The sequence below is a fragment of the Phycicoccus avicenniae genome, assembly GCF_050496545.1.
Taxonomy (GTDB): domain Bacteria; phylum Actinomycetota; class Actinomycetes; order Actinomycetales; family Dermatophilaceae; genus Phycicoccus; species Phycicoccus avicenniae_A.
On the sequence record NZ_JBNVZV010000005.1, the window covers coordinates 1 to 23,426 of the forward strand.

19 protein-coding genes are annotated in these 23,426 nt (G+C 73.2%); 8 read left to right on the forward strand and 11 right to left on the reverse strand.

Annotated elements, in window-relative coordinates:
• Positions 1-74: 74 nt before the first annotated feature.
• From ACQZ2A_RS05475 to ACQZ2A_RS05500, 6 genes are all read right to left on the reverse strand, one after another.
• Positions 75-1,085 carry a sugar phosphate isomerase/epimerase family protein gene (locus ACQZ2A_RS05475; RefSeq protein WP_430208099.1) on the reverse strand — a complete coding sequence of 337 codons (1,011 nt, stop codon included), beginning with the start codon at positions 1,083-1,085 and terminating at the stop codon, positions 75-77.
• A gap of 157 nt (positions 1,086-1,242) precedes the next feature.
• Positions 1,243-2,376 (reverse strand): sugar phosphate isomerase/epimerase family protein, encoded by a 1,134-nt coding sequence (locus tag ACQZ2A_RS05480; protein WP_430208102.1) that lies wholly within the window; start codon positions 2,374-2,376, stop codon positions 1,243-1,245.
• Between the two features lie 111 nt (positions 2,377-2,487).
• Entirely contained in the window at positions 2,488-3,645 is a 1,158-nt protein-coding gene (locus ACQZ2A_RS05485) for a Gfo/Idh/MocA family protein (RefSeq protein ID WP_430208640.1), read from the reverse strand.
• Between the two features lie 176 nt (positions 3,646-3,821).
• Positions 3,822-4,877, reverse strand: a complete 1,056-nt coding sequence (locus tag ACQZ2A_RS05490; protein ID WP_430208104.1) for a substrate-binding domain-containing protein — start codon at positions 4,875-4,877, stop codon at positions 3,822-3,824.
• A gap of 77 nt (positions 4,878-4,954) precedes the next feature.
• On the reverse strand, positions 4,955-6,052 hold the full coding sequence (locus ACQZ2A_RS05495; RefSeq protein ID WP_430208107.1) for an ABC transporter permease: 1,098 nt from the start codon (positions 6,050-6,052) through the stop codon (positions 4,955-4,957).
• Positions 6,049-7,563, reverse strand: coding sequence for a sugar ABC transporter ATP-binding protein (locus tag ACQZ2A_RS05500; protein WP_430208110.1), 1,515 nt, complete (start codon positions 7,561-7,563; stop codon positions 6,049-6,051). The genes ACQZ2A_RS05495 and ACQZ2A_RS05500 overlap by 4 nt, the downstream gene beginning before the upstream one ends.
• Positions 7,564-7,672: 109 nt before the next feature.
• Between ACQZ2A_RS05500 and ACQZ2A_RS05505 the strand changes: the two genes are divergently transcribed.
• Positions 7,673-8,869, forward strand: a complete 1,197-nt coding sequence (locus ACQZ2A_RS05505; protein ID WP_430208643.1) for an ROK family protein — start codon at positions 7,673-7,675, stop codon at positions 8,867-8,869.
• A 30-nt stretch (positions 8,870-8,899) separates the two neighbouring features.
• Here the strand turns inward: ACQZ2A_RS05505 and ACQZ2A_RS05510 are convergent, their stop codons facing one another.
• Positions 8,900-9,916 carry a hypothetical protein gene (locus tag ACQZ2A_RS05510; RefSeq protein WP_430208113.1) on the reverse strand — a complete coding sequence of 339 codons (1,017 nt, stop codon included), beginning with the start codon at positions 9,914-9,916 and terminating at the stop codon, positions 8,900-8,902.
• A 224-nt stretch (positions 9,917-10,140) separates the two neighbouring features.
• On the opposite strand from ACQZ2A_RS05510, the gene ACQZ2A_RS05515 reads away from it, so the two are divergent.
• The 5 genes from ACQZ2A_RS05515 (at position 10,141) to ppsA (ending at position 16,363) form a co-directional block, all read left to right on the forward strand.
• Positions 10,141-10,938, forward strand: coding sequence for a (Fe-S)-binding protein (locus ACQZ2A_RS05515; RefSeq protein ID WP_430208115.1), 798 nt, complete (start codon positions 10,141-10,143; stop codon positions 10,936-10,938).
• On the forward strand, positions 10,935-12,404 hold the full coding sequence (locus tag ACQZ2A_RS05520) for a lactate utilization protein B (protein WP_430208118.1): 1,470 nt from the start codon (positions 10,935-10,937) through the stop codon (positions 12,402-12,404). The genes ACQZ2A_RS05515 and ACQZ2A_RS05520 overlap by 4 nt, the downstream gene beginning before the upstream one ends.
• Positions 12,401-13,054: a LutC/YkgG family protein gene (locus ACQZ2A_RS05525; RefSeq protein WP_430208121.1), complete on the forward strand. Its 654-nt coding sequence runs from the start codon at positions 12,401-12,403 to the stop codon at positions 13,052-13,054. Before ACQZ2A_RS05520 ends, ACQZ2A_RS05525 begins: the two co-directional genes overlap by 4 nt.
• 4 nt (positions 13,055-13,058) lie before the next feature.
• Positions 13,059-13,898 (forward strand): pyruvate, water dikinase regulatory protein, encoded by an 840-nt coding sequence (locus ACQZ2A_RS05530; protein ID WP_430208123.1) that lies wholly within the window; start codon positions 13,059-13,061, stop codon positions 13,896-13,898.
• 95 nt (positions 13,899-13,993) lie between these two features.
• Positions 13,994-16,363: a phosphoenolpyruvate synthase gene (gene ppsA / locus ACQZ2A_RS05535; RefSeq protein ID WP_430208125.1), complete on the forward strand. Its 2,370-nt coding sequence runs from the start codon at positions 13,994-13,996 to the stop codon at positions 16,361-16,363.
• Between the two features lie 54 nt (positions 16,364-16,417).
• Here the strand turns inward: ppsA and ACQZ2A_RS05540 are convergent, their stop codons facing one another.
• The 4 genes from ACQZ2A_RS05540 to ACQZ2A_RS05555 all read right to left on the reverse strand — a co-directional run bounded on the left by ACQZ2A_RS05540 (position 16,418) and on the right by ACQZ2A_RS05555 (position 20,738).
• Complete coding sequence (locus tag ACQZ2A_RS05540) at positions 16,418-17,422, reverse strand: NAD(P)-dependent alcohol dehydrogenase (protein WP_430208127.1); 1,005 nt, start codon at positions 17,420-17,422, stop codon at positions 16,418-16,420.
• A 45-nt stretch (positions 17,423-17,467) separates the two neighbouring features.
• On the reverse strand, positions 17,468-18,700 hold the full coding sequence (locus ACQZ2A_RS05545; protein ID WP_430208129.1) for a sugar ABC transporter permease: 1,233 nt from the start codon (positions 18,698-18,700) through the stop codon (positions 17,468-17,470).
• The gene (locus ACQZ2A_RS05550) at positions 18,697-19,578 is read right to left on the reverse strand and encodes an ATP-binding cassette domain-containing protein (protein WP_430208132.1); all 882 of its coding nucleotides are present in this window, start codon (positions 19,576-19,578) and stop codon (positions 18,697-18,699) included. The genes ACQZ2A_RS05545 and ACQZ2A_RS05550 overlap by 4 nt, the downstream gene beginning before the upstream one ends.
• A gap of 62 nt (positions 19,579-19,640) precedes the next feature.
• On the reverse strand, positions 19,641-20,738 hold the full coding sequence (locus tag ACQZ2A_RS05555) for an ABC transporter substrate-binding protein (RefSeq protein WP_430208135.1): 1,098 nt from the start codon (positions 20,736-20,738) through the stop codon (positions 19,641-19,643).
• A 126-nt stretch (positions 20,739-20,864) separates the two neighbouring features.
• On the opposite strand from ACQZ2A_RS05555, the gene ACQZ2A_RS05560 reads away from it, so the two are divergent.
• Positions 20,865-21,893, forward strand: coding sequence for a LacI family DNA-binding transcriptional regulator (locus ACQZ2A_RS05560; RefSeq protein ID WP_430208137.1), 1,029 nt, complete (start codon positions 20,865-20,867; stop codon positions 21,891-21,893).
• Entirely contained in the window at positions 21,890-23,407 is a 1,518-nt protein-coding gene (locus tag ACQZ2A_RS05565) for an FGGY-family carbohydrate kinase (RefSeq protein WP_430208140.1), read from the forward strand. Before ACQZ2A_RS05560 ends, ACQZ2A_RS05565 begins: the two co-directional genes overlap by 4 nt.
• Positions 23,408-23,426: the final 19 nt, after the last annotated feature.

Sequence of the window (23,426 nt, forward strand, 5' to 3'; positions counted from 1 at the left end):
CCCCCCCCCCCCCCCCCCCCCCCCCCCCCCCCCCCCCCCCCCCCCCCCCCCCCCCCCCCCCCGCCCCTCCGCCCTCAGTCCCCGGAGCTGCTGAAGGCGGAGTCGAAGGCGGCGTCGGGCCGCTCGAAGGCCAGCCGCCGCACGAACCCGACGGCCTCCGCGGCGCCGACGAGCCGGTCCATCCCGGCGTCCTCCCACTCGACCGAGATGGGGCCGTCGTAGCCGATCGCGCCGAGGGTGCGGAAGCAGTCCTCCCACGGCACGTCGCCGTGCCCCGTCGAGACGAAGTCCCAGCCGCGCCGGGGGTCGGCCCACGGCAGGTGCGACGAGAGACGACCGTTGCGCCCGTTGCCGACCCGCATCCGGACGTCCTTGCAGTCGACGTGGTAGATCCGGTCCTGGAAGTCCCAGATGAAGGCCGCGGGGTCGAGGTCCTGCCACACCATGTGCGACGGGTCCCAGTTGAGGCCGAACGCCGGCCGGTGGCCGATCGCCTCCAGGGTGCGCACGGTCGACCAGTGGTCGTAGGCGATCTCGCTCGGGTGCACCTCGTGGGCGAAGCGCACCCCGACCTCGTCGAAGACGTCGAGCACCGGGTTCCAGCGGTCGGCGAAGTCCCGGTACCCCGCCTCGATGGTCTCGGCGGAGACGGGCGGGAACATCGCGAGGTACTTCCAGATGGCCGAGCCGGTGAAGCCGATGACGACGTCCACCCCCAGCAGCGCCGCCGCCCGTGCCGTGTCCTTCATCCGCTCGGCGGCGCGCTGCCGCACGCCCTCCGGGTCACCGTCGCCCCACACGGCCGCCGGGAGGATGTCGCGGTGGCGCTGGTCGATGGGGTCGTCGCAGACGGCCTGCCCGACGAGGTGGTTCGAGACCGCCCAGACGCCGAGGCCGTGGCGCTCGAGGACCTCGCGGCGCCCGGCGACGTAGTCGGGTTCGGCCAGGGCCCGGTCGACCTCGAAGTGGTCACCCCAGCAAGCGATCTCGAGGCCGTCGTACCCCCATGAGGCCGCGAGCCGGCAGACCTCCTCGAACGGCAGGTCGGCCCACTGGCCCGTGAAGAGGGTGATCGGACGGGTCATCGCTTCGTCTCCTGGGGTCGTCGTCCTGAACATGGTCCCCGCCCACCGGGGGCGGCCCTACACTCCGTGCACGTCCTTCGTGAGTGTGGGGCGAGCCGGGCCCGGTGGCCCGCCGTCGCTGCAACGGCGGTGGGACCCACCGGACCCGGCGTCCGGCTCACCGGCGCAGCGAGGACATGGCGTCGTAGCTGAGCTCGGCGAGGGCCAGGGACTGACCCGGGTCGGTCGTGCTCGGTGCGGTGTCCTGCTCCCACATCGGGTGCGCGTACCCGCGGGGCGCACCGGTCCTGCTGAGGAAGGTCCGGAAGTCGATGTCCCCCAGCCCGAACGGCGTCATCTCGTAGCCGTTGGCGAGGTCGGGACGCTCGTCACCGTCCTTGGCGTGGAAGAGCGGGAAGCGGCGCGGCTGCTTCTGGACGACCTTCAGCGGGTTGAAGATCTTCTCGACCGTGCTGCCGTCGGCGGCGGTGTAGCTCGTGTGCTTGAACTTCGCGACGTGCGCCCAGTAGATGTCCATCTCCAGGAACACGTACTTGGCGTCCGTGCGCTCGAGGAAGTACTCGAGCCGGCGCTTGCCGGAGGAGCGGGTGAACAGGCCCGCCGCGTCCTTGGGCCCGCGGTCGAGCAGGAAGCTGTACGCGACGTCGTGGTTGTGCGTGTACAGCTTGAGCCCGTGCCGGGCGGCCCTGCGGCCGAGGAAGTTCCACCGGTCGGCGGCGAGGTCCCAGTCGGCGCGCTGCGCACTGTTCGTCGGGTCGCCACCGGTCCCGATGTGGCCGAGCCCGAGGACGTTGGCGTACTCGCAGGCCGCGTCGAACGCCGTGAGCGTCTCGGTGGTGATCGTCGAGGGGACGCTGCCGTGGTTGCCCTGGGCGCGCAGCCCGTTGTCGTCGAGCCAGCGCCGCAGGAGGCGCGCACCGGCCGGGGAGGCGGACACGTCGCCGCCCGGGGCGTTCGCGTGCTGGCGGTAGCCGGCGAACTCGACCTGCGCGTAGCCGATCCGGCCGAGCTCCTCGAGGACCGCCCGGAACCCGGAGGCGTACGGGGAGGTCGCGGGGTCCCGGGAGACGGCGTCGCGGACCGTGTAGAGGATGATGCCGCGCCGGTTGGCCGGGATGACGACCTGGCCGCGCGGGATGGCCTTCGCGGACGCCGCCGTGGGCGCTGCGAGGGTGGCCGCGGCAGCCAGCCCGGTGGTCGCCGCGAAGAGCTGGCGGCGGTTGAGGCCGAGCCCACGCACCAGCCCGCGGGCGGTGTCGTCGGCCTCGAGGAGGTCCTGCTGAGGGGTCATGGTTGCTCCTTCGTCACTGCAATGACAGGGGGTGAGCGGCGACCGGGGCGTCCTCTCCGGGTGTCGTCGTGGTGGTCGGCCACGGGGTGGGTGGGTGTGGGGCAGGGGGTTTCAGCCGTCGGAGGACGGCCCGGTCGGCGTCCAGCACGACCCGGAGGCCGCGCTCGTCTCGACGGCGGCCAGGACCTCCTGGACGGCCAGGCCGTCGGCGAAGGACGGCTCGGGGTCCACGCCGCGCGCGATCGCATCGAGCAGCTCGGCGGCCTGGTGGGTGAAGGCGTGCTCGTACCCGAGCCCGTGGCCGGCCGGCCACCAGTGCTCCACGTACGGGTGCGTCGGCTCGGTGACCACGACGCGGGTGAACCCCGACTCGCGGGCGTCGACCGACGCGTCGTGCACGTGGAGGACGTTCATGTCCTCGAAGTCGAAGGCCAGGCTGCCGGCGGACCCGTTGACCTCCAGCCGGATCGCGTTCTTGCGTCCGGTCGCGAAGCGGGTCGCCTCGAACGTGCCGAGCCCTCCCCCGGACAGCCGGGCGACGAAGACCGCGGCGTCGTCGACCGTCACCCGCCCGCGCCCTCCCCCGGCCTCGGCGCTCAGCCCCCGGGCCGCACCCGGCAGCGGGCGCTCCCGCACGAACGTCTCGGTCACCGCACTGACCCCGGTGATGGACTCCCCCGTCACGAAGTGCGCCAGGTCGATGACGTGCGCACCGATGTCGCCGAGCGCGCCCGAGCCGGCGCGCTCCTTCTCGAGCCGCCAGGTGAGCGGCGCCTCGGGGTCCACGAGCCAGTCCTGGAGGTACTGGGCGCGCACGTGCCGCACCTGGCCGATGCGACCCTGCTGCACCAGCTGGCGCGCGAGGGCGATCGCCGGAACGCGGCGGTAGGTGAAGCCCACCATCGAGCGCACCCCGTGGGCGGCGGCCCGGCGCGCGGCCTCGGCCATCGCCCGGGCCTCGGCGACCGTGTTGGCCAGCGGCTTCTCGCAGAGCACGTGCTTGCCGGCCTCGAGGGCCGCGATGGCGATCTCGGCGTGCGTGTCGCCCGGCGTGCAGATGTCGACGAGGTCGACGTCCGGGCGGGCGACGAGCGCCCGCCAGTCGGTCTCGACGTGCCCCCAGCCGAAGCGGCGGCCCATGTCGGCGGCGGCCCGGGCGTCACGCCCGCCGATCGCGACGAGGTCGGGGACGAGGGCGGGCTCGAAGAAGCTGCGGGCGTTGCGCCAGCCCTGTGAGTGGGCCAGGCCCATGAAGGCGTAGCCGACCATCCCGATGCCGAGGTGGCCGGGGACCGAGGAGGTGGGCGCCGCGACGGCGGTCTGCGCCGAGGGGGTGTCGATGGACATGGGGCACCTTCCGGCGGGCCGCGCGGGCCCGGGTGGTGGGTGGGGCGGTGGCCACCGGCCGGCCGGGCCGGCCGGTGGACACCGCGGGGGCCGGTGGCTCAGGACTCGAAGCCGAGCTCCATGTAGTCGTCGACGTTGTCCTTGGTGACGACCGGTGCGTCGAGGACGACACGCTTCGGCACGGCCGGCTGGACGAGGTCGGACATGCCCTTGTTCTGCGCGAGGAGGCGGGCCAGGCGGATGCCGTCGGCGGCCTGGGTCGGCGGGTAGAGGACCGTGGCGGCCATCTTGCCCTCCTTGATCCAGCGCATCGCGTTCGCGGAGCCGGCGCCGCCGATGAAGGCCATCTCGTTGCGCTTGGCGTTGTCGAGCGCGGCCATCACCCCGACCCCCTGGTCGTCGTCGTGGTTCCAGAGGATGTCGATCTTCGGGGCGGCCTGGAGGAGGTTGGAGGCCTCCTTCTCGCCGGACTCGACGGTGAACTGCGCCGCGACCCGGTTGTCGACGGTCTGGCCGCAGCCCTTGAGCGCGTCGGCGAAGCCCTTGCTGCGGTCCTGCGTCAGCGGGAGCGCGTCGATGCCGGCGATCTCGGCGATCACCGGGTTGCTGAGGTTCTTCTCCTTGACGAGCGAGCAGGCGTACGTGCCTGCGCTGACGCCCATCCCGTAGTTGTCGCCGAGGACCGTGGTGCGGGCGGCGAACGGGGTGGAGAACTCGCGGTCGACGTTGACGACGATGATGCCGGCGTTGGTCGCCTTGGTCGCGACCTCGGTGAGCGCGGCGCCGTCCGTCGGCAGCAGCACGATCGCGTCGACCTTGTCGTTGATGAAGGTCTCGATCTGGCTGATCTGGAGGCTGGCGTCGTTCGTGCCCTCGGCGGACCGGAACTCGACGTCGGAGTACTTCTTCGCCTCGGCCTGGGCCGAGCTGTTGATGGCGGCGAGCCAGCCGTGGTCGGCGGCCGGACCGGAGAAGCCGATGGTGACCTTCTCGCCGGGGGCGTCGTTGTCGCTCGACGCCCCGGCGGCGGCCTGGCCGGAGCCGGTGTCCTCCGGGGTGTTGCTCGTGCACCCCGTGGCCACGAGGCCGAGGATGCCGACGGCGGCGACGGCGGCGAGCCGGGCCGGACGGGCGGTGCGGGTGGTGCGGGACATCGGTTCTCCTCGGGATGGCGGTGCTGCGTGGGTGTGGGCGGTGGTGTGCGAGAGCGTCGTGCGACGGGTGCGGGTGGCTACGGTGACCGGCGGCGCGCCGCCACGCGCTGCTGCAGGAGCACGGCGGCGACGATGATGAGCCCCTTGGCGACGGCCTGGGTCGAGGTGTCGAGGTCGTTGAGGGTGAAGACGTTGGTCAGCGTCATGAAGATGAGGACGCCGAAGACGGTGCCGACGATGGTGGCCCGCCCGCCGCTCAGCAGCGTGCCGCCGATGACGACCGCGGCGATGGCGTCGAGCTCGAGCAGCTGGCCGTGGGTGGAGGTGCCCGTGGTCGTGCGGGCCATGAGGAGCACGGCGGCCAGGCCGCACGCGACACCGAGCAGCACGTAGAGCGCGGCGGTGTGGCGCTGCACCTTGATGCCGGCCAGCCGCGCCGCCTCGGGGTTGCCACCGACGGCGAGGGTGCGCCGGCCGAAGGTGGTGCGGTTCAGCAGGACCCATCCGGCGACGGCGACGAGCGCGAAGACGATGACGAGCACCGGGACGCCGAGGACGCTGGCCTGGAAGAAGTCGATGAAGTCGCGGTCCTGGACGATCTGGGTGCGGCGCTGGGCGATGATCTCCGCCAGCCCCCGGGCGCCGGCGAGCATCGCGAGGGTCGCGATGAACGGCGCGACCCTGCCGTACGCGACGAGCACCCCGTTGACCAGCCCGCACCCGGCGCCGACGGCGAGCGCGACGAGCACCATGACGATCCAGTGCACGTCGGCCGCCATCGCCTGGGTGGCGAGGGTGGTGGCCCAGACGCTGGCCAGGGCGACGATGGCGCCGACCGAGAGGTCGATGCCCCCGCCGCCGATGACGAAGGTCATCCCGACGCTGACGATGCCGGTGACCGCCGCCAGGCGGAGGATCGTCATCGCGTTGTCGATGCTCGTGAAGCGGTCGCCGGCGGTGAAAGCACCGACGAGACAGATGAGCAGCAGGGCGATGACCAGGCCGAGGTTGCGGCCGGCCGACCCGGCGAGCAGCGCTCCGGCGCCGGAGCGCCGGGGCGGCCCGTCCGGGGTGGTGCTCTGCTGATGGCCGGCCGCGGGATCGGCTGCGGCGGAGCCCGGCACGGACGGCGTGCCCTCCGGGTCGGGGGCCCTCGTGGTCGCGTCGACGCTCACGCCGCGTCTCCTCTCATGATGATGTCGAGCACGCGGTGCTCGTCGAGCTGGTCGGCCGGGGACTCGTGGAGCACGGCGCCGTCCGCGACGACGAGGACGCGGTCGGAGAGACCGAGCACCTCCTCGATCTCGCTGGAGACGACCACGACGGCCACCCCGTCCTCCGCGAGCCGGCGGACGAGGGCGTAGATCTCGGAGCGGGCGCCGACGTCGACGCCGCGGGTGGGCTCGTCGAGCAGCAACACGCGGCAGCCGCGCAGCAGCCACCGCGCGAGGACGACCTTCTGCTGGTTGCCCCCGGACAGGGTGCGCATCTCGCGGTCGACGCCGGCGGGCCGCACGTCGAGGCCGGTGGTCTGCTCGAGCGCGGCCGCGCGCTCGGCGCGGTGGTCGACGAACCCGCCGCGGGCGAAGCGGGCGAGGCTGGCCATCGAGACGTTCGTCGCGACGCTCTCGCCGAGGAGCAGCGCCTGGCTCTTGCGCTCCTCGGGGCACAGCCCGATGCCGGCGGCCACCGCGGCGGCGACCGAGCCGCCGCGGACCGGGCGGCCGTCGACGCTCACGGTGCCGGAGTCGGCGCGCCGCGCCCCGAAGACCGTCTCGACGACCTCGGAGCGGCCGGCGCCGACGAGCCCGGCCACGCCGAGCACCTCGCCGGGCCGCACGTCGAAGCTGATGTCGGTGAACTCCCCACGGCGGGTGAGGTTCTCGACCCGGAGCAGCGGCTCGCCGGTCGGCGGCTTCCGGCGCGGCGGGAAGACGTACTCGATGGCCCGGCCGGTCATCAGCCGGATCACCTCGGAGGTCGGCGTCTCCTTCGCGGACAGGCCGGTGGCCACGGTGCGCCCGTCCTTGAGCACGGTGACGCGGTCGCCGACGGCGCGGATCTCCTCGAGGCGGTGGGAGATGTAGACGACGGCCACGCCCTGCGCCGTGAGCTCGCGGATGACGTGGAACAGGCGCTGCACCTCACCGGCGTCGAGTACCGCGGACGGCTCGTCCATGACGATGAGCCGCGCGTCGTGCGAGAGGGCCCGGGCCATGGAGACGATCTGCTGGCCCGCGGCGGAGAGGTCGCCGACCTCGGTGCCGGGGTCGATCTCGCCGTGGCCGAGGCGCTCGAGCAGCGCGGACGCGGCGCGGGCGGTGCTGCGGCGCTGGGAGAACCCGAGGCGCGAGCGCTCGTGCCCGAGGAAGACGTTCTCGGCGACGGTCAGCCCCTCGACGAGGTCGAGCTCCTGGTAGATCGTCGCGATGCCGAGGTCCATCGCCGCCTGCGGGTGGGCGAAGGAGACCTCACGTCCCTCCCAGGTGATGCTGCCCTCGTCGGGCTGGTGCACCCCGGCGAGGACCTTGATGAGCGTCGACTTGCCGGCGCCGTTCTGGCCCAGGAGGCAGTGCACCTCACCCGCGCGGACGTCGAGGTCGACCCCGCCGAGCGCGACCACGCCGGGGAAGCGCTTGACGATGTCCGTCATGCCGAGGAGGGCCGTGGCGTCGTTGCCGTGCATGGTGGCGACCGTAGACGGTCTTTTGTCGGATGGTCAAGCAAAAGTTTTCCGAGCCGGTCGCCGTTCCGTCCGATGCGGGGCGACAAGCCTGTGGTTCACTACCCCCGTGGTGACCACGACACGGCCCGGACCGGGGGTCGCCGCACCCTCCGGGGCCGGCGAGCTCCTCCAGCTGATGCTCGACGGCACCCCGCGCACCCGCGCCGAGCTGATCCGCCTCACCGGCCTGGCCCGCTCGACCGTCGGCGCCCGTGTCGACGCGCTGCTCGCCGTCGGCCTGCTCGTCCCGTCGGGCGAGGCCGTGAGCACCGGCGGCCGCCCACCCGCCCAGCTGGCCTTCAACCCCGACGCCGGTGTCGTCGTGGGGGTGGACCTCGGCGCCACCCACGCCCTCGTCGCGCTGACCGACCTGCGCTGTCGCGTCCTCGCCGAGGAGGCGGTGGCCATCGACGTCGACGACGGTCCGGCGCCGGTGCTGGACCGCGTCGTCGAGGTCGCCCAGCGGCTCCTGGCCGCCGACGGCCGCTCCCCCGCGGTGCTCGGCGTCGGTGTCGGGCTGCCCGGCCCCGTCGAGCACTCCACCGGCCGGCCGGTGCTCCCGCCGATCATGCGCGGCTGGGACGGGTACGACGTGCCCGCGCACCTGTCCGCCTCGCTCGGCGGCCCGGTGCTCGTCGACAACGACGTCAACCTCATGGCCCTCGGCGAGCACGCCACCGTCTATCCCGACGTCGACCAGCTGCTCTTCGTCAAGGTCGCGACCGGCATCGGAGCCGGCATCATCAGCGGCGGGCGCCTCCACCGCGGAGCCCAGGGCGCCGCCGGCGACCTCGGGCACGTCGCCGCGCAGAACGGCGGCGACACCCCGTGCACCTGCGGCAACGTCGGGTGCCTCGAGGCGGTGGCCAGCGGCCCGGCCGTCACCCGTCGCCTGCGCGCCGCCGGGCTCGACGTCCGCGACAGCGCTGCGCTCGTGCGGCTCGCGAAGACCGGTGACCTGGAGGCGGTCTCGGCCCTACGCGAGGCCGGCCGCGAGATCGGGCGCGTCCTCGCGACCTGCGTCTCGCTCCTCAACCCGTCGATCATCTGCGTGGGTGGGAGCCTCGCGCAGGCGTCCGAGCAGCTGCTCGCCGGCATCCGCGAGGTCGTCTACGGGCGCTCGCTGCCGCTGGCCACCGGCGACCTGCAGATCGTCGCCTCCCGCACCGCGGGGCACGCCGGAGTCATCGGCGCCGCGAGCATGGTCATCCAGCAGGTCCTCTCGGCCGACCAGGTCGAGAGCCAGGTCGCCGCCCTCGCCGGCTGACGAGGACGGCGACCGGCCGGGCGGGTCGCGTCAGCCGAGAGGCGCGGTCCGCGGGGTGAGGCGGCTGCCGGCGGGCAGGGGGAACGGGATGCCGAGCACGGCGAGCCGTCCCTTCACCTGGTTCTGCGCCTGGCAGTCGCTCGTGCAGGTGGTCGGCGGGTTCGCGACCTCGGTGGAGTCCTCGCCGGTGACGAAGCCCATCCGGCCACCGCTCGCGACGTCCCAGACGGACATCCCGCCACAGTGCCGCACACTCGGGGTCACGGGAGTGGCTGTGTTGCAGGCGGACTGGGGAACACGAGTGGCGACCTGCGCGCTGTCACGCGCGACGAAGCGCGCGGAGAGGCCGTTGACGATGTTGACGCGCGGCGCGACCTGCACGCAGAACTGCCCGGGAGGGCCGGTGACGACGCTCGTGCAGCCGGAGCCGAGGAACTGGCCGGCGCGCTGCCGGAAGGTGGGGTTGTCGACGTAGGACGGGGTCAGGCCCGGGGTGCTCGACTGCGCGAGGGTGTGGGTGACGCGGGTGGCGGTGCCGTCGGTGCGCTGGGGCTCCATCTGGAAGATGCCGCCCTGGGCGCAGTCCTTGGCCTGGAGCTTCATCGAGAGCCCGGTCCCCGTGCGCTGCAGCGAGAGTCCCTCGTCGTCGAGCTCGACCGAGACGCCGCTCGTGAGGGTCAGACCGCGGTGGTCCGGGACCTTGCTCGCGAACACCGGCGTGAAGCGTCCACCGGTGATGTCGAGCTCGTTCGCCGCGCCGGTGAAGGCCTGGTCGAGCACGGCGAAGTCGGCGGCGCGGACGTCGAACTGGGTGTACTTGCCGCGCACGGCGAACCGGGCGCCGAGGGCGGCCGCCGGGACGGTGGTCCGGACGCGGTCGGCACCGGCCCGGGCCACGGTGGCCCCCGTCGTGAGGTTGACGAGGCGGTAGCCGCCGCCGTCGCACCCCTTCGAGGAGGCGGCCTGCGCCGCCGGGAGCACCGTGGCACCGGCCGCGAGGGTGGCGGTGACGACCGCGAGGGTGAGGGCGTTCGATCTGCGTGACATGGGGAGTGCTCCGTCCTGAGGGTGATCGTTCCGGGGCGTGCGGACCCACCGTCGGTGCCGAGGACGGACGGCGACAACTGACCGATGGTCGTAGGACCCCACTCGCGTCACCGCGGGTCAGCGCGGGTCCCGCGGGCTGCCGTGCGACCCGGCGCACGGCTCCGACCGGCGACGGCCGGGCGCCCACGGTGCCGCTCGGGCGACTTCGTCCGTAGGGTCCTGCCATGGAGCACCGGCCCGGCCACCGCGACACCGCGCGCCGCCCCGCGCCCGGCGACGGCCCGCGGGTCGCGCTGTTCGCCACCTGCTTCAACGACACGATGTGGCCCGACACGCTCAGGGCCACCGTCCGGCTCCTCGAGCGGCTCGGCTGCACGGTGGAGTTCCCCGAGGCCCAGACCTGCTGCGGCCAGATGCTCACCAACACCGGGTACGGGGCGAAGGCGCTCCCGCTGGTCCGCCGCTTCGTCGACGTCTTCGAGGGCTACGACGCCGTCGTCGCGCCGTCCGGCTCGTGCGTCGGGTCGGTCCGGCACCAGCACCGGGGCATCGTCGAGCTCGCCGGCGACGACCGGCTCGCGAGCCGGGTCGAGCACATCGTGCCGAAGGTGCTCGAGCTCTCGGAGCTGCTCGTCGACGTCCTCGGCGTCACCGACGTCGGGGCGTTCTTCCCGCACCGCGTCACCTACCACCCCACCTGCCACTCGCTGCGGATGCTGCGGGTCGGCGACCGGCCGCTGCAGCTGCTGCGGGCCGTCCGCGGCATCGACCTCGTCGAGCTGCCCGGCGCCGAGGAGTGCTGCGGCTTCGGCGGCACGTTCGCGATGAAGAACGCCGACGTCTCGGTCGCGATGGGCTCCGACAAGGCCCGGGCCGTCGTCGGCACCGGCGCCGAGGTGCTCGTCGCCGGCGACAACTCCTGCCTCGCCCACATCGGGGGCATCCTCGGCCGGCAGCGCGCCGGCGTCCGCCACCTGCACCTGGCCGAGGTCCTGGCCTCGACCGAGGAGGACCCGGCATGACCACCACGAACCCCGGCCCCGTGCAGGAGACCTCCCCGGTCTTCGTCGGGATGCCGACGTTCCCGACGGCCGCCCGCGAGGCGCTCGCGAACACCCAGCAGCGCCGCAACCTCAGGCACGCGACGCACACGATCCGCGACAAGCGGGCCCGCGTCGTCGCCGAGGTGCCGGAGTGGGAGGCGTTGCGGGTCGCCGGCGCCGAGGCCAAGGACGAGGCGCTCGCCCACCTCGGCGACCACCTCGAGCGGCTCGAGGCGAGCCTCCTCGCGAACGGCGCGACCGTGCACTGGGCGCGCGACGCCGCCGAGGCCAACGCGATCGTCCTGGGCATCGTGCGGGACAAGCAGGTCGACGAGGTCGTCAAGGTCAAGTCGATGGTCACCCAGGAGATCGAGCTCAACGAGGCCCTCGAGGCAGCGGGGGTGAACGCCTGGGAGACCGACCTCGCCGAGCTCATCGTGCAGCTCGGGCACGACCGGCCGAGCCACATCCTCGTGCCGGCCATCCACCGCAACCGCAGCGAGGTCCGCGACATCTTCCGGCGCGAGATGGCCGCCGTCGGCCGCCCCGCGCCGGAGGACCTCACCGACGACCCCGCCCGCCTCGCCGAGGCCGCCCGGCTGCACCTGCGTGAGAAATTCCTCCGCGCGAAGGTCGCTGTGTCCGGGGCCAACTTCGCGGTCGCCGAGACCGGCACGCTCGTCGTCGTCGAGTCCGAGGGCAACGGCCGGATGTGCCTGACGCTGCCCGAGACGCTCGTCTCCGTCGTCGGCATCGAGAAGGTCCTGCCTCGCTGGGACGACCTCGCGCCGATGCTCCAGCTGCTCCCCCGCTCGAGCACCGGCGAGCGCATGAACCCCTACACGACGATGTGGAGCGGGGCCCACGACGGCGACGGGCCGCAGGACGTGCACGTCGTGCTCCTCGACAACGGACGCAGCCACGTCCTCGCCGACCGCGTCGGCCGCCAGGCCTTGCGCTGCATCCGCTGCTCGGCCTGCCTCAACGTCTGCCCGGTCTACGAGCGCACCGGCGGGCACGCCTACGGCTCGGTCTACCCCGGCCCGATCGGCGCCGTGCTCAACCCGATGCTCCGCGGCACGAGCAGCGACGTCGACAAGTCGCTCCCCTACGCCTCCAGCCTCTGCGGCGCCTGCTTCGACGCGTGCCCGGTGCGCATCGACATCCCCGAGCTGCTCGTCGAGCTGCGCGGCCGGGTCGTCGAGCAGGAGGGCCGCACGGCCGAGTCGGCCGCGATGGCCGCCGCCGCGTGGGTGCTCTCGGACCCGAAGCGGCTCGCCGCGGCGCAGAGGGCCGCCACGACGGCCGGCCGGCTCCTCGGCGACCGGACCGTCCGCGCCGTGCCCGGGCTCGGCGCGTGGAGCGACGCCCGCGACGTGCCCACCCCACCGACCGAGACCTTCCGGCAGTGGTGGGCCCGCGAGCGCGGGGAGGGCACGCGATGAGCGCCCGCGACGAGATCCTCGCCCGGGTGCGTGCGGCAACCGCCGACGTGACGACGACCCCCGCCGACCGCGCGCCCACCACCGTCGTCGAGGAGCTCTCCCCCGGGCGGGCGCAGACGCTCGACCTCTTCGCCGAGAACGTCGCCGACTACCGGGCGCAGGTCGTCCGGATCGACGCCTCGGGCGTCGCGCACGCGGTGGCCGGCGCGCTGCGCGAGCACGGCTGCGCCAGTGTCGTGCTGCCCACCGGCCTCGACACCGCGTGGGCGGAGGCCGCCGCCGCGGTGGCCGAGGTGCACCGGGAGGCCGAGGTCACGGTCGACGCCGCGCTCGACGCCGTCGACGCCGTGGTCACCGCCTCGGCCGTCGGCATCGCCACCACCGGCACCGTCGTCCTCGACCACGGCCCCGACCAGGGGCGCCGGGCGCTGACCCTCGTCCCCGACCTCCACGTCTGCGTGGTCCGCGCCGACCAGGTCGTCCACGACGTCCCCGAGGCGGTCGGGCGGCTGCGCCCCGGGCCGGGCCACGCGCGCCCCCTCACCTGGGTCAGCGGGCCGAGCGCCACGAGCGACATCGAGCTCGAGCGGGTCGAGGGCGTCCACGGACCCCGTACCCTCGTCGTCGTGCTCGTCGACGAGGAGGTCTGACCGGATGGCTGCAGCCGACGACGACCAGGCCTCCCCCACACCGGTGTTCTTCCTCGCCGGCGGTACCGGTATCTCCGCGGAGACGCTCGGCAACCTCATCATCAACCAGTTCCCCACGGTCGACTTCGTGCGCCGGAAGATCCCGTTCATCACGACCGTCGAGCAGGCCCGGCGGGTCGTGGAGGAGCTCGACGCCGCGGTCACCGAGTCGACGACGCCGATCGTCTTCTCCAGCGTCGCCGACGAGGAGCTGCGCGACGTCCTGCGCGGCACGCAGTGCGCGTTCATCGACCTGTTCGGCAGCCACCTCGACATCGTCGAGCGGGTGCTCCACGTCAACGCGAGCCCCAAGGTGCCGGCGCTGCACGGGCTCGGGGACATCCACCGGTACGAGCGGCGGATGAAGGCCATCGACTTCTCGCTCGAGCACGACGACGGCGCGAGCCTGCGCAACCTCCAGCACGCCGAGCTGATCCTCCTCGCGCCGTCGCGCTGCGGGAAGACGCCCACCTCGCTCTACCTCGCGCTCCAGCACGGCGTGAAGGTCGCCAACTACCCGCTCGTCGACGAGGACCTGCGCGCCAGCGAGCTCCCCGAGCCGGTGCGCCCCTTCCTCGACCGCTGCGTGGCGCTGACCTCGACGCCCGCCCGGCTCAGCCAGGTCCGCAGCGAGCGCCGGCCGGACTCGCCGTACGCCTCGCTCCAGCAGTGCGGATGGGAGCTCAAGCGCGCCGAGGAGCTCTACCGCGCCCACCGGCTGCCGGTCATCAACTCCGCCGGGATGTCGGTGGAGGAGATGGCCGCCGTGATCATGCACACGCGGCAGCTGAAGGGCTCCGGCTGACACGGGCTGCCATCCTGTCCCACGCCGACACCCCGGCCGCCCGCACCACCGCCGCTCCACCCGCAGCGCGCCCCTCCCCCGGAAGGACCCCCGCCATGACCACCACCGTCCGCTGGTTCCGCGACCTCGGGCTCGACGACGTCGAGTCCGTGGGCGGCAAGAACGCCTCGCTCGGCGAGATGGTGCAGCACCTCTCGGCCGCCGGCGTCGCGGTGCCCGACGGGTTCGCCACGACCGCCGACGCCTACCGGGCCTTCCTCGGCGAGACCGGCCTCGCCGAGCGCATCTCCGGGCTGCTGCGCGACCTCGACGTCGACGACACCCGCCGCCTCGCCGAGGTCGGCCGCGAGATCCGCGAGGCGGTGGAGGCCCAGCCCTTCCCCGAGGACCTCGACCGCGACATCCGCGCCGCCTACGAGCGCCTGGCCGGCGAGGCCGGGGACGAGGCGAGCTTCGCCGTCCGCTCCAGCGCCACCGCCGAGGACCTCCCGGACGCCTCGTTCGCCGGGCAGCAGGAGACCTTCCTCAACGTCCGCGGCATCGACAACGTCCTGCACGCCATCCGCCTGGTCTTCGCCTCGCTCTACAACGACCGCGCGATCGCCTACCGGGTGCACAGCGACTTCGACCACGACGTCGTCGCGCTCTCCGCGGGTGTGCAGCGGATGGTCCGCTCCGACATCGGCGCCTCGGGCGTCATGTTCACGATCGACACCGAGTCGGGCTTCGAGGACGCCGTGTTCATCACCAGCGCGTACGGCCTCGGCGAGGGCGTCGTCCAGGGCGCGGTCAACCCCGACGAGTTCTACGTCCACAAGCCCGCGCTGCGCGCCGACCGACCGGCGATCCTCAAGCGCGGCGTCGGCGCCAAGGCCACGAAGATGGTCTACACGCAGGACGCGACCGTCGGGCGCACCACCGAGTTCGTGCCCGTCGACGATGCCGAGCAGCGCCGCCTCAGCCTCACCGACGACGAGGTCACCGAGCTCGCCCGCACGGCGGTCCGCATCGAGGAGCACTACGGCCGCCCGATGGACATCGAGTGGGGCCGCGACGGCGTCGACGGGAAGCTGTACGTCCTCCAGGCCCGACCCGAGACCGTCAAGTCCCGCGCGGCCGGCGGTGTCCAGCAGCGTTTCCGGATGGAGGAGCGCGGCCCGGTCGTCGTCGAGGGTCGGGCCATCGGCCAGAAGATCGGCGCCGGCTCGGTGCGCGTCCTCACCGACGTCGGGGCGATGCACGACTTCCAGCCGGGCGAGGTGCTCGTCGCCGACATGACCGACCCCGACTGGGAGCCGATCATGAAGCGCGCCAGCGCGATCGTCACCAACCGCGGCGGCCGCACCTGCCACGCGGCGATCATCGCCCGCGAGCTGGGCATCCCGGCCGTCGTCGGTACCGGCACCGCCACCCATGAGCTCGCCGACGGCCGCGAGGTCACCGTCTCGTGCGCCGAGGGCGACACCGGCTTCGTCTACGACGGCCTGCGCGAGTTCACCGTCTCCGAGACCAGCCTCGAGGAGATGCCCGAGATCCCGACGAAGATCATGATGAACGTCGGCACGCCCGAGCAGGCCTTCGAGTTCTCCCGCCTGCCGCACCGCGGGATCGGGCTGGCGCGCACCGAGTTCATCGTCAACCGGCAGATCGGCATCCACCCCCGCGCGCTGCTCGAGCTCGACGACCAGGAGTCGGCGGTCAAGCAGGAGATCGAGGAGCGCATCGCGGCCTACGCCGGCCCGCGCGAGTACTTCGTCCAGCGCCTCGCCGAGGGCGTCGCGATGCTCGCGGCCGCCTTCGCGCCCGAGCCCGTCATCGTGCGCCTCTCGGACTTCAAGTCCAACGAGTACGCCGGCCTGCTCGGCGGCGAGCGCTACGAGCCGCACGAGGAGAACCCGATGCTCGGGTACCGCGGTGCCGCGCGCTACCTCTCGGACGACTTCGCCGAGTGCTTCGCGATGGAGTGCGAGGCGCTGCGGCACGTCCGCGACGAGATGGGCCTGACCAACGTCAAGATCATGATCCCGTTCGTGCGCACCGTCGCCGAGGCCGAGGGAGTCATCGCGCTGCTGGCGAGCCACGGCCTCGAGCGCGGGAAGAACGACCTCCAGGTCGTCATGATGTGCGAGCTGCCCTCGAACGCGGTCAACGCGAACGCCTTCCTCGACCACGTCGACGGCTTCTCGATCGGCTCGAACGACCTCACCCAGCTGACTCTCGGCGTCGACCGCGACTCGGCCCTGGTGGCCGGCTCCTTCGACGAGCGCGACCCCGCGGTCAAGGCGATGCTCTCGATGGCCATCCGTGCCTGCCGCGAGCGCGGTAAGTACGTCGGCATCTGCGGGCAGGGCCCCTCGGACCACCCGGACCTCGCCGAGTGGCTCGTCGACGAGGGCATCGAGTCGATGTCCCTCAACCCCGACACGGTCGTCGACACCTGGCTGCGGCTGGCCAAGCGGGGCTGACGCGGCAGAGCACGCCGGCGGCGCGGGGCATGCACCCCCGCGCCGCCGACGCGTTCAGCGGTCCGGGTGGACGACCGCCTTGATCGAGTCCGTCACCGTCTTCCCGAGCATCAGCGCGTCGGCCGTCTCGGCGAGGCCGAAGTGGTGCGTGACGAGCGATGACACGTCGACCCGGCCGGACGCGACGAGCGCGATGGCCAACGGCCAGGTGTCGTTGTACCGGTGGACGAGGCTGACCGAGATCTCCTGGACGGTGAGCTGGGACATGGGAAGCCCCACGAGCTCCTCCTTCGGCATCCCGATCATCGCCGCCCGCCCGCCCGGCCGCAGCCGACGCAGCCCCTCGGCGAGGACACCGCTGGCCCCTGAGCACTCGAGCAGCACGTCGAAGTCGAGCCCGGAGCCGCCGGGGGCCTCCGTCCGCAGCCCCATCCGCTCGGCGACCCCGAGCCGGAACTCGCTGACGTCGGTCACCGTCGCCGAGGCCGCCCCGAGCGCGAGCGCTGCGGCCCCGGCGAGCAGCCCGACCGGCCCGGCACCCGACACGAGGACGTCGTCACCGGGTTGGAGGCCGGCCCGACGGCATCCCCAGATCCCCACCGACAGCGGCTCCAGCAGCGCGGCCTCCTCGAAGGTCATCCCGTCGGGGATCGGGAACAGGTTGCGTGCGTCGATGGCCATCGCCTCGACGAGCGCTCCGTCGTACGGCGGCGTCGCGAGGAAGACGAGGTCCGGGCAGAGGTGGTAGCGCCCGGCCCGGCACTCGCGGCAGTTCCGGCACGGGGTGCCGGGCTCGACCGCGACCCGGTCCCCCACCGCGACACGGGTGACGTCGGACCCGACGGCCACGACCTCGCCGGAGACCTCGTGGCCGAGCACGATCGGCCCGTCGACGACCCAGTCGCCGATCCGGCCCACCGTGTAGTACGCCGTGTCCGAGCCGCAGACCCCGACCGCCCGGATGCGGACGACCGCCTCGTGGGGCGCCGGCTCGGGCTCCGGACGGTCCTGGACCTCGATGTGGCCGAGCTCGGTCATCACGGCCGCGCGGACGGTCATGGTTCCTCCTGGTGGTCGGGGCGGACGGGGGCGGGACGGCCGCGGTCAGGCACGGCCGTGCGAGGCCCGCGAGCGGCGGGCGAGGGAGTCGATGGCGACCGCGACCGCCAGGACGAGCCCGGTGATGACGAAACGGTAGGACGAGTCGAGGTTGAGCAGCGTCAGGCCGTTCGCGATGGCCGCGATGACCAGGGTGCCGAGCAGCGCCGACCACGCGCTGCCGCGTCCGCCGAAGAGGCTCGTGCCACCGATGACGGCCGCCGCGATGGCGTTGAGGTTGACGTCCCCGGTGCCGCTGCTGAGGTTCGCCGAGGCGAGCCGGCCCGCGGCGAGGATCCCGCCGAGCGCCGCGAGGAAGGAGCAGACGGCGAACGCCGTGAGGTAGACCTTCCGGACGTCGATGCCCGAGCGCCGAGCCGCCTCGACGTTGCCGCCGACGGCGAGGAGCGAACGGCCCCAGCCGGTGCGCGTGATCGCGTAGTTCAGCAGGACGACGAGCAGGACGAAGAAGACGACCATCCAGCCGACCCCGCGCTCGCGGTTGAGGTACCAGGTGGCGAACTCGAGCCCGACGAGCAGCGCCCCGGCCTTCGCGGCGAGCACGGGCACCGAGGTCGCCGAGAGGTTCGCCTTCCGTCGACGCGTCATCGTCTCGTAGCCGGTGGCGAACATCGCGACCGCGCCGACGAGGACGAGGACGTAGGACAGCCACGGAGGCACGAACTGGATCTGGGCGAAGGTCACGAGGAAGGAGTCGAACGGCAGGTTGATCGAGCCCTGGTCGCCGAGGATCGCGAGCTGGAGACCGAGGAAGGCGAGCAGCCCGGACAGCGAGGCGACGAAGCTCGGCATCCCGAACCGGGTGAGCGCGACGCCGTAGAGCAGCCCGACGAGGATCGCGACCCCGAGGGCGAGGGCGACGGCGAGCACCCAGTTCCACCCCTCGCGGACGAAGAGTGTCGCGACGATGGCCGCCGTGAAGCCGCTCACCGACCCGACGGACAGGTCGATCTCGCCGACGAGCAGGACGCAGACGATGCCGAGCGAGATGACGCCGACGGCGGCCGAGTCGAGCATGAGGTTGACGAGGTTGCCGCTGGAGAGGAAGACCGGGTTCAGGCTCTGGAAGATCGCGGCGATGATCACGAGACCGACGACGACCGGCAGGGCACCGAGGTCGCCGGAGCGGACGTTGCGCAGCGCGGCCCGGGCCCGGCCGGCCGGGGTGAGGTCGTGGCTGAGGCGCTCGTCGGAGCGGTCGAGCTGGACGGTGCTCATCGGGGGTCCCCCTCGTCGGTGGTGGGTGCCGGCTCCGAACCGGCCTGTGGCACAGCGGCCGCGGCGCCCGCCGACGCGCCCTCGCGGCGCTCCCGGCGCCGGGTGACGACGTTGTCGGTGGCCCCGGTGATGGCGGCGATGATGGCCTCCGAGGAGACCCCGGCGACCTCGAAGTCGCCGTTGTTGCGGCCGAGGCGGAGGACGACGACGCGGTCCGCGACCGCCCGCACGTCCTCCATGTTGTGGCTGATCATCACGACGCCGAGCCCGCGCTCGCGCAGCCGCTCGATGAGGTCGAGCACCTCCGCGGTCTGGGCGACGCCGAGCGCGGCCGTCGGCTCGTCGAGGACGATGACCTTGGGGTCGCCGAGCAGCGAGCGCGCGATGGCCACGGTCTGGCGCTGGCCGCCGGAGAGCGACGCGATGGGGATGCGGACGGTGGGGATCTTCGCCGACAGCTGCTGGAGCAGCTCCCAGGACGTCACCTCCATCGAGACCTCGTCGAGGCGCTTGCGGTTGCGCTCCTGGCCGAGGAAGAGGTTGCCGACGACGTCGAGGTTCTCGCAGAGCGCGAGGTCCTGGAACACCGTGGCGATGCCGAGGTCGATCGCGGCCGACGGGTCGCCGATCTGCACCTCGCGGCCGTCGAACTCGATGGTCCCCGAGTCCGGCGCGTGCACGCCGGAGAGGACCTTGACGAGCGTCGACTTGCCGGCGCCGTTGTCGCCGACGAGCGCGACGACCTCGCCGGCCCCGACGTCGAGGTCGATGTCGGTGAGCGCGTTGACGGCGCCGAAGGTCTTGGTGACGCCGCGCAGCCGGAGCAGCGGCGTGCCGCCGGTCGTGGCGCGGGTGGGGGTCTGGGTGGTGGTGGTCATCGTGGCCCTCCTCGGGTCCACCGCGGGCCGCCGGGCGCGAGTCGCCCGGCGGCCGTGCGGACTCAGGAGATCCCGAGCTTCTGGCAGGCGGCGGCGTACTCGGACGTGCACAGCTCGGCAGGCGTCTGGATCTTCTTGTCGATGATCTCGGCCTTCAGGTCGTCCTGCGTGACGAGCGTGGGGTCGTAGAGCTTGCTCGGCGACCCGAAGAGGTCACCCGTCGTCTCGGGCTTCTCGCCCTTGAGCAGGGCCACGGCCACCTCGGCCGCGGCGCCGCCGACGATCTCGCTCGGCTTGCTGATGGTGTTGTACTGGTCGCCGGCGATGATCAGCTGGAGACCGGCCACCGTCGCGTCGTTGCCGCTCACCGGCGGGGTGGGGTTGACGCCCGCGGCCTTGAAGGCGGCGATCGTGCCGCCGGCGGTGCCGTCGTTGGCCGCGATGACGCCGACGATCTTGCCGGGGAAGCGCGAGAGCTGGCCGCTGACGAACTTCTGCGCGTTCTCGGGCTTCCACTCGATGGTGTCGTACTCGGCGAGGACGGTCAGGCCGCTGGAGTCGGCCGCCGAGTGCACGCCCTTCTTGATGAGGCCGGCGGCCGCGTCGGTCGGGGAGCCGTTGACGATGAGGATGCCGGAGCCGGCCGGCACGGCGCCGTCGGCCTTGATCTTCTCGATGAGCGAGGTCGCGATCTCCTTCCCGATCTTCTCGTTGTCGAAGGAGACGTAGAAGTCGACGGGGATGTCGGGGATCGGACGGTCGTAGGCGATGACCTTGACGCCCTTGGACTTGGCCGCGTTGACGAGCGAGGCGGCCGCCTTGGAGTCGACCGGGTCGAGGACGATGACCTTCGCGCCCTGGGCCAGCGCGGAGTTGAACTGCTGCTGCTGCTTGTCCGCGCTGCCGTCCGCGTTGTTGTAGAGCGGCTGGCAGCCCGGGCACAGCTCCTTGAGCCGCTTCTCGAAGCCCGGCCGGTCCTTCAGCTCGTACCGGGTCGAGCCGGTGTCGGGCATGAGGAAGGCGACCTTGGCGTTCGCCGCGTCCCCGCCCGACCCCCCGGACCCGCCGGCCGTGTCGTTCGCCCCGCAGGCCGTGGCCAGCAGGGCCGCCGTCCCGATCCCGATCCATGCCAGCTGTCGCTGACCGCGCCGACGCGCCATGAGGTGCTCCTCTTCGTTGAGTGCTTCCCGGCTCTGAATCGTTTCAGAGGCGTTGACGGATGATGGTAGGGTCCAATTCTGAAACGTGTCAAGGGTCACGTTCGGGCGCTGTCGAAGGAGACGGTCATGGCGGAGCGGCGCGTGGGGCTCAAGGACGTCGCGGCCGCCGCGGGGGTCTCGGTGGGCACCGTCTCGCACGTCCTCAACCACCCCGAGCGGGTCAGCGAGGGCCGCCGGGCGGCCGTCGAACGGGCCATCGCCGACCTCGGCTTCGTCCGCGACGAGTCCGCCCGCCAGCTGCGGGCGGGGTACTCGACGACCATCGGGCTGCTGCTCCTCGACGCGTGGAACCCCGCGTTCGCGGAGATGGGCCGGGGCGTCGAGGACGCCGCGGCCAAGGCCGGCATGACCCTCCTGATGTCCAACAGCGCCCGAGACCTCGGCCGCGAGGACACCTACCTGCGGGTCTTCAGCGAGCACCGGGTGGCCGGCGCCGTCGTCGTGCCGCACGACCCGATGTCGCAGGGCCTGCACCAGGTGCGCGCCGGTGGCGTCCCCGTCGTCGTCCTCGATCGCACCGACCGGCGCGAGGGCGTGGTCTCGGTCGGCGTCGACGACCGGCTCGGCGGGAGGCTCGCGGCCGAGCACCTCCTCACCCTCGGGCACCGCCGGATCGCCTTCGCCGGCGACACGACCGTCGCGGCCCCCGTGGCCGACCGCCGCGACGGCTTCCTCGAGGCGACGGCGGGCCTCGCCTCGGTCGAGGAGCTGCCCTGCGGGCTGACCATCGACGGCGGGCGTGAGGTCGCCCTGCGGCTCCTCGACCGGCCGCCCGCGGAGCGACCCACGGCCGTCCAGTGCGCCGTCGACGTCGCCGCCGTCGGGCTCGTCCACGAGCTGCACCGCCACGGCGTGCGGGTGCCCGAGGACCTCTCCGTCGTCGGCTACGACGACATCCCGCTCGCGGCCGAGCTCACCGTGGCGCTCACGACCATCGCCCGCCCGCACCACGCGATGGGCGTGGCCGCCTTCGACCTCCTCTCCACGATGATCGGCGGCCTGGAACCCGCCGAGCCGCATCCGGTCTTCGCGCCGTCGCTCGTCGTCCGCGGGTCGAGCGCCCCGGTCGCCACCGGGCAGGGGGCGCGGTCGTGAGCGGCGAGCTCGTCCTCGGCATCGACATCGGGACCGGGAGCACCAAGGGGGTGCTGGCCCGCCCGGACGGCACCGTCGTGGCGACCGCCGTGCGCGAGCACCCCGACGCGATGGTGATGCCGCGCCCCGACCACGCCGAGATGGACGCCGAGGCGGTCTGGTGGGGCGATGTCGTCGCGGTCTGTCGCGAGCTCGTCACCCCGGACCGTGCGGTGGCGGCCGTGTGCGTCAGCGGCCTCGGCCCCTGCCTCCTGCTCACCGACGCGGACGGCGCGCCGGTGCGGCCGGCCATCCTCTACGGCATCGACGGCCGGGCGACCGCCGAGATCGCCGAGCAGACCGAGCGCTTCGGCGCCGACGCCGTGCTCGAGCGCTGCGGGACCGCCCTGACCACCCAGGCCGTCGGGCCCAAGGCCGCGTGGGTGCGCCGGCACGAGCCGGACGTGTGGTCGCGTGCGGAGCGGTGGTTCAGCGCCGGCTCGTTCGCGGCCTTCCGGCTCTGCGGCGAGTACGTGCTCGACCACCACACCGCCAGCCAGTCGGTGCCGCTGTACGACCTGGGGGAGAGCGGCTGGGCGCAGGACTGGTACGCCGAGGTGATGGGGCACCTGCCGGCACCGCGGCTCGCCTGGGCCGGCGAGGTGGTCGGGGGCGTGACCCCGTCCGCGAGCGCCGAGACCGGTCTGGCCGCCGGCACGCCGGTGTGCGCCGGCACGGTCGACGCCTGGGCCGAGGCGTACGGGGCGGGTGTGCGGGCCACCGGCGACCTGATGCTCATGTACGGCTCGACGATGTTCTTCGTCCAGGAGCTGGCCGGTCCCGCGCCGCACCCGCAGCTCTGGAACACCCGCGGGGTGCGGCCGGGCACGACCTCGCTCGCCGCGGGCATGTCCACGTCGGGCAGCCTCACGGCGTGGGTGCGCGACCTCACCGGCGGCACCCCCTTCGAGACCCTGGTCGCCGAGGCCGCCGCCGTGCCGCCGGGCAGCGACGGCCTGCTCCTCCTGCCGTACTTCGCCGGTGAGCGGACGCCGATCTTCGACACCGACGCCCGCGGGGTGGTCGCCGGGCTCACGCTGCGGCACCGGCGCGGCCACCTCTACCGCGCCGCCTACGAGGGCATCGCGTTCGGCATCCGCCAGATCCTCGAGCTGCTGGACACCGAGGCCGACCCGGTGCGGCGGCTGGTCGCCGTCGGCGGGGGGACACGCGGCGGCCTGTGGACGCAGGTGGTCAGCGACGTGACGGGCCGGCACCAGGACGTCCCGGCGCAGACCGTGGGCGCCTCGTACGGGGATGCCCTGCTCGCCGCGCAGGCCGTGGGACTCGTTGCCGCAGAGGCGGACTGGGCGTCCGTCGCCACCACCGTCGAGCCGCAGGCCGCCCACGCCGAGGTCTACGACGAGCTGTACGCGGCCTACCTCGCGCTCTACCCCGCGACGCGTGACGTCGCGCACCTGCTCGCGGGTCTCCAGCAGCGCGGGGCCGGCGCCGCTGTCGGTGGGCGGCCCTAGGGTCCGGGGCACCGGTCCC